The following is a 5,854-nucleotide window of genomic DNA, read 5'->3' as shown; positions in this document are numbered from 1 at the left end:
GACCACGCCGCAAATCGTCGCACGTTTCCGCGCCGACGTGATCGACCTCCACCCCGCGGTCGTCCAGATCATGGGCGGCACCAACGATATCGCCGGCAATACCGGCCCGATGACGCCGCAGGAAACGCAGGGCAATATCCGGTCGATGGTCGAGCTGGCGCATGCGCATGGCATCCGCGTGATCCTCGCCTCGATCCCGCCAGCGGACATGTTCCCGTGGAAGCCGGGGCTGGAGACGGCGGACAAGATCGTCGCGATGAACGCCTGGCTCAAGGCCTATGCGGCGCGCTCGGGCTGCGTCTACGCCGACTATTGGAGCGCGCTGAAGCAGGCCGATGGCCTTGGTATGCGCGACGGCCTTTCGTCCGATCACGTCCATCCGACACAGGCGGGTTATGCAGTGATGGCGCCGGTCGCCATTGCCGCGATCAAGCGCGCGCTGGCCTTGCCCGCACCGCGCAAGACGGCGGTTGAGTGATGCTGCTTGCCGCACTCGCGCTGGCGGCCGTGCAGCCCGATATCGTGGTGCGCACCGATGCCGGCGCGATCGCGAGTGAGGCTTTGCCCGACGGACGCCATCTGTTTCGCGGCATCCCGTTCGCGCAACCGCCGGTCGGGCGGCTGCGATGGAAGCCGCCGCTGCCGGTGAAGCCCTGGACCGGAATCCGTGACGCGACCCATTCCGGCCCCGGCTGCATGCAGATCGACTATGGCTGGAACCACGCCAATGCGGCCAACCAGTCTGAGGATTGCCTCTATCTGGAAGTCGGTTCGCCCAATTTGAAACCAGCCAGGCCCTTGCCGGTGATGGTGTGGATCCATGGCGGCGGCAATCGCGCGGGCGGCGGCACCGGCACGATCTGGTCGGACCTCGGCAAGCAGCTCGTGATCGTCAGCATCCAGTATCGGCTGGGCGCGTTCGGCTTCCTCTCCCACCCCGCGCTGACCGCGGAATCGCCGCATCACAGTTCGGGCAATTATGCTTTGCTCGACCAGCAAGCGGCCTTGCGCTGGGTGCGCGCCAATATCGCGGGCTTCGGCGGCGATCCGCGCAACGTCACGATCTTCGGCGAAAGCGCGGGCGCGCAGGATGTCGGGCTGCAGATGCTGTCGCCGCTCGGCCGCGGCCTGTTCGCCAAGGCGATCGAGGAAAGCGGTACCGCCGGCTTCGGCATGCCGCCGCGCAGCCTGGCCGAGAATGAGGCGATAGGCGAGGCAGTGGTGACGCGCGCGGGCGCGCCGGCGCATGCCGATGCGGCGACGTTGCGCGCTCTGCCCGCCGAAGCGCTGGTGCAGGCCGCCGAGAAGACGCCGGTGCCCGCGCTCGGCGACAACTCTTATATCTGGCTACAAGCGGTGAGCGACGGCTGGGTGCTGACCGAACCGCCCGCCGTCACGTTGGCGCGGAACGGCGGCGCATCGGTGCCGCTGCTGATCGGCAGCAATGCGCGCGAGCTGGATGGGCTGCACGACCAGGCGCAGTTGCAGAAAGCGATCGACCGCACCTTCGGCGCGAATGCCGCCGCGGCCAAAGCCTATTATGACCGGCTTTTGCCCGATCCGCGGCGCGGCGACGTGCTGCTGCAGGCATCGACCGACCTGGCCTTCGCCTGCCCGGCCGATGTCGTGGCGGCGGCGCATACCAAGGCCGGCCACCCGACCTGGCAATATGAGTTCGATTATGCGCTGCCCGGTCAGGAGGTCTCCCACAGCAGCGAGATCCGTTTCGTGATGGGCGCCCCTGGCAAATTCCCACCGGGAGAGCCGCCGCTGCATTTCTACTGGATCAACTTCGCACGGATCGGCGATCCGAACGGCGCAGGGCTACCGTCCTGGCAACCTTATGCGCCCGGCGCGCGCTATGTCAGCTTCGAGGACGGCAGGATCGAGATGCGGCAGAATTTACGCGGCGACATCTGCCACTTGCGGGCCGCGCCCTAGGCGACAGTCTATTCCGGCGGCCAGAGATGCGCCGCGCCGCGCACGCCCGAGCTGTCACCCCATTTGGCGGGCACGATCTTGCCCACCCATCCGTCGCTGAAGGTATGGCGATCTATCACCGCCGGCAGCCGATCATAGATTTCGGTGACGTTGGACATGCCCCCACCCATCACGAAGCAATCGGGATCGAGAATGTTGGCGATCACCGCCATGCCGCGCCCGAGCCGGTCGATATAATCGTCGAGCGTCGCCGCCGCGACCGCGTCACCGCCGCGCGCGAGAACGACGATCTCGTCGCCCTTGAGCCGCTGGCCGGTGCGGCGCTCGTAATCGTCGTGGAAGCCGCTGCCCGAAATCCATCGTTCGAGGCAGTTATTCTGGCCGCACCAGCATGGGATGCCGGGCAGCTCGTCCGCCCGCGGCCAGGGCAGCGGCGTGTGGCCCCATTCACCGGTGATCCCGTTCGCGCCTTCGATCAATTGCCCATCGACGACGACACCACCGCCGCAACCGGTGCCAATGATCACCGCGAACGTGACGCGCGATCCCGCCGCCGCCCCGTCTTTCGCCTCGGACAAGGCCAGGCAATTGGCGTCGTTGGCGAGCCGCACGGGCCGTCCCAGTTCTTCCTGCAGATCCTGACCGAAAGAGGTGCCTTTGAGGTAGATGGTGTTGGCGTTGCGCATCGCGCCGGTGCGTGGCGAGATCGATCCCGGCAAGCCGATACCGATCGACGACGCATGACCGACCTCGGATTCCACGGTCGCGATCAGCGCGACGACCGCACGGATCGCGTCGGCGTAATTGTCCGGCGTCGGCACGCGCTGCCGCACGAGGAATGCCCCCGATTTGTCGAGCGCGGCGGCCTCGATCTTGGTGCCGCCGAAGTCGATCCCGATCTGGGTCACGCTACTCTACTCCGTCATCGGATCAGTGCGAGCCGACCTTGGGCCCGGCTTCCCCGACAATCCGCGCGCGGCCCGCGGCGAGCGCGAACAAGGTGATCAGCACGTAACAGGCCATCGGCACGAGGAAAGCGGTCGAACGACTCGCGGTCATGTCCGCCACCTTGGCGAAGACCAGCGGCATCAGGGCGCCGCCGACGATCGCCATGCAGAGCAGGCCCGACGTCGCCGGCGCGGGCGCGGTCGACCGCTCCAGCGTCAGCGTGAAGATCACCGGGAACATGATCGAGTTGAACAGCCCGATCGAGATGGCAATCGCCGCCGCGTGATGGCCGTGAATCTGGCTGACGATGAGGCACAACAAGGCGGCTACGCTGGCGACGAACGTAAGCAACCGGCCCGCCGGAATGCGGGTCAAAAGGCCGCTGCCGAGGAAGCGGCCGATCATCGCACCAAGCCAGTAGAGGCTGACGAGCTTGCCCGCCTGCTCCGCCGCAATGCCGAGAATGTTGGGCTGTTCGAGGAAGTTGACCATGGTCGAACCGATCGAGACCTCGGCACCGACATAGAGGAAGATCGCCGCCGCACCGAGCAGAGCCCATTTGGAGGCCAGCGCCGCGCCGATCCCGCCCGCACCGCTTTCGATCGCAGGCGCGGCCGCGGTGATGCGGTCGCGCACGCTGAACAGGAAGATCGCGAGCAGCACGATTACCGCCGCGATGAAATAATAAGCCGTATCGATCCGGCCGAGCGATTCCACGATCTTGGCTTCGGTCGGCGCGCCGCCTTCGAACAGCCCCCCCTGCAGCAGAGTATGCGCGGCGAGATACGGCCCGATCACCGTACCCAGCGAATTGAACGCCTGGCTGAACACAAGCCGGAAATGCGATTTCTCGGGCGGCCCGAGCACCGCCGAGAGCGGATTGGCCGCGACCTGGAGCAAGGTGATGCCGCTTGCGATTACGAACAAGGCGACGAGCACGATCGTGTAGGTGCGCGCATAAGTCGCCACCGGCATCAGCAGGCAGCCCAGCACCATCACAGCCAGCGCGAGGATGATCGAGCGGGCCGAGCCCAGGCGCGACACGATCGCAGCCGCGGGCAGCGACACCACGAAATAGGCCATGAAGAAGGCGAACTGGGTGAGGAATCCCTGCGTGTCGGTGAGGGTGAAGATCTCCTTCACCGCCGGGAGCAGGATGTCGTTGACCGAGGTCACCGCGCCCCAGATGAAAAACAACGTCGTCACATAGACGAACGCCAATCCTTGCCGTGGTGCGGTAGTCGCCATCGATCCCTCCATCGAACGCGCGCTTATCGGCGCGCTTGCGCGTTTCCTATCAGGCCCGGCGCATTGCGAAAGAGATTTGTATTAACCCCGGCTACCGACCGGCCTGCATCAAGGCGGATTCAGTCGGCAGCACCCTGTCCAGAAAAGGCAGGATCGCGGCACCGACCGCGGGCGCGTCGCTGGAGGCGGCGGCGCGCAGCACCGGCGCGATCGAGGGCACGCGTGCCTTGGCGAGCGCCGGCGTCAGGCGAGCGACCAGGGCATCGATCAAAGGTTCGGGCAGGCGACCGCCGATCAGCACTGCCGCCGGATTGACCAGACAATTGACCGCGATCAGCGGACCGGTGAGCGACCGCGCGGCATCGTCGAGCCATAAGCGGACGACCGGCATATCCTCCGACAAGGCGTCGAGATCGTCGACCGGGGTGCCGGCCTGCTCCAGCCGCGCCAGCAAGGCCGACAGCGACACCGTATCCTGCACGGTCGCGCCCGGCGTACCGGCGGTGGGATCGGGCAGGAAGCCGATCTCGCCGCTGCGCGCGGTCGCGCCCCGCACATAGGATCCGTCCATCACCAGCCCGCCGCCGAGGCCCGCGCTGATCAGCACGTAGAAGAAGCTCGGCTGGGTCAGGCCGCTGCCGAATTGCGCCTCGCCGATCGCGGCGGCGGCGGCATCATTGTCGATATGGACCGGCAAGGGCAGCACCTCGCGCACCAGCCCGGCGACATCGAGGTGATTCCACACTTCATAGCCTGCGGGCCGATGCGGCAAGGCGACGCTGCCGAGCTCATCGGGCAATGCCACGCCGACGCCGATCAGGCGCTTCTCGTCGATCGCGCCCGACGCGCGGATCGCGGCGACCTCGGTGCGCAGCCAGGCCAATACCTGTTCGGGCATGGCGAAGCGGTCATTACTGGTCGCGCGCGTGCGGACATTGCCGGCCAGGTCGAGCGACACGATCGTATGATGATCGCGGTCGATATTGATGCCGATCGCGAAGGCGCCGTCGGGATTCACGCGCAGGCGGAGCGCTGGCTGGCCGCGGAGGCCGAAACGGCGGCCGGCTTCGGCGATCAGGCCGAGGTCGAGCAGGCGCTTGGTGATATTGGCGATGGTCGGCGCGGTCAGGCCGGTGATCGTCGCAAGCTCGGCGCGCGTGGTCTCGCCGGCGACGCGGATCGCCTGCAGCACGATCCGCTGATTATAGTCCGCCGCGCGTTCGAGATTGGTGCCCGACAGGCTGGCAACCAGCCGCGTGCCGCGATCGTCCGCACCGATCGTGTCCCCGGAAATGTTGTTCCTGATTGTGCCCGACACTTATTACCCCCCAACCGCCGCTTATACGGTCGGTGACGGTGGGCTAGCATAGTTCGCAAAGGCACGTCACGAGCCGCTTAGCGCGGCAGCGCGAGCGTCCCTTCGACCTGGAACTGGCCGGCCGTGCCCGGGGCGCCCGTGCCCTGCTGGCCGCCGCCGATCCATAATTGATAGGTGGTGGGCACGATCCGCATCACGCCCTTGGCATCAGCGAAGGCCATGTCGCGCGGCGTCAGGCGGAAGGTGAGCGTCTTGGTCTCGCCCGCTGACAGATGGACGCGCTGATAGCCCTTGAGCGATTTGAGCGGCGTGCCCTTCACGCCCGGCGTCGCGATATAGAGCTGCGCGACCTCGTCGCCCGCGACCTTGCCGACATTCCGTATGCGTACCTTGACCAGT

Annotated in this window: 6 protein-coding genes; 2 read left to right on the top strand and 4 right to left on the bottom strand. The window is 66.6% G+C overall.

Features of this window, described 5'->3' with window-relative positions; translation table 11 throughout:
- Both VK533_RS10215 and VK533_RS10210 read left to right on the top strand, forming a co-directional pair.
- The coding region (locus VK533_RS10215) for a GDSL-type esterase/lipase family protein (protein ID WP_324377068.1) at positions 1-478 on the top strand (478 nt) is incomplete at its 5' end.
- The gene (locus VK533_RS10210) at positions 478-1,941 is read left to right on the top strand and encodes a carboxylesterase/lipase family protein (RefSeq protein WP_324377070.1); all 1,464 of its coding nucleotides are present in this window, start codon (positions 478-480) and stop codon (positions 1,939-1,941) included. The genes VK533_RS10215 and VK533_RS10210, both read left to right, overlap by 1 nt.
- An 8-nt stretch (positions 1,942-1,949) precedes the next feature.
- Here VK533_RS10210 and VK533_RS10205 read toward each other — a convergent pair whose 3' ends face one another.
- From VK533_RS10205 to VK533_RS10190, 4 genes are all read right to left on the bottom strand, one after another.
- Positions 1,950-2,849, bottom strand: a complete 900-nt coding sequence (locus VK533_RS10205) for an ROK family protein (protein ID WP_324377066.1) — start codon at positions 2,847-2,849, stop codon at positions 1,950-1,952.
- Positions 2,850-2,871: 22 nt separating this feature from the next.
- Positions 2,872-4,137, bottom strand: a complete 1,266-nt coding sequence (locus VK533_RS10200; protein WP_324377065.1) for a sugar MFS transporter — start codon at positions 4,135-4,137, stop codon at positions 2,872-2,874.
- A gap of 91 nt (positions 4,138-4,228) precedes the next feature.
- Complete coding sequence (locus VK533_RS10195) at positions 4,229-5,455, bottom strand: ROK family transcriptional regulator (protein ID WP_324377063.1); 1,227 nt, start codon at positions 5,453-5,455, stop codon at positions 4,229-4,231.
- 77 nt (positions 5,456-5,532) lie between these two features.
- Positions 5,533-5,854, bottom strand: a 322-nt coding sequence (locus tag VK533_RS10190) for a fibronectin type III-like domain-contianing protein (protein WP_324377061.1), incomplete at its 5' end; no start/stop codon positions are given.

The organism is Sphingomonas sp., from assembly GCF_035317925.1.
Taxonomy (GTDB): domain Bacteria; phylum Pseudomonadota; class Alphaproteobacteria; order Sphingomonadales; family Sphingomonadaceae; genus Sphingomonas_I.
The sequence above is the reverse complement of the archived record's forward strand: the minus strand, read 5'-3'. Positions and strand labels throughout refer to the sequence as shown.

Bases quoted from the DNA above. Each gene is read 5' to 3' on its own strand.
- VK533_RS10200 (WP_324377065.1), bottom strand. From the start codon at position 4,137: ATGGCGACTACCGCACCACGGCAAGGATTGGCGTTCGTCTATGTGACG.
- VK533_RS10210 (WP_324377070.1), top strand. From the start codon at position 478: ATGCTGCTTGCCGCACTCGCGCTGGCGGCCGTGCAGCCCGATATCGTG.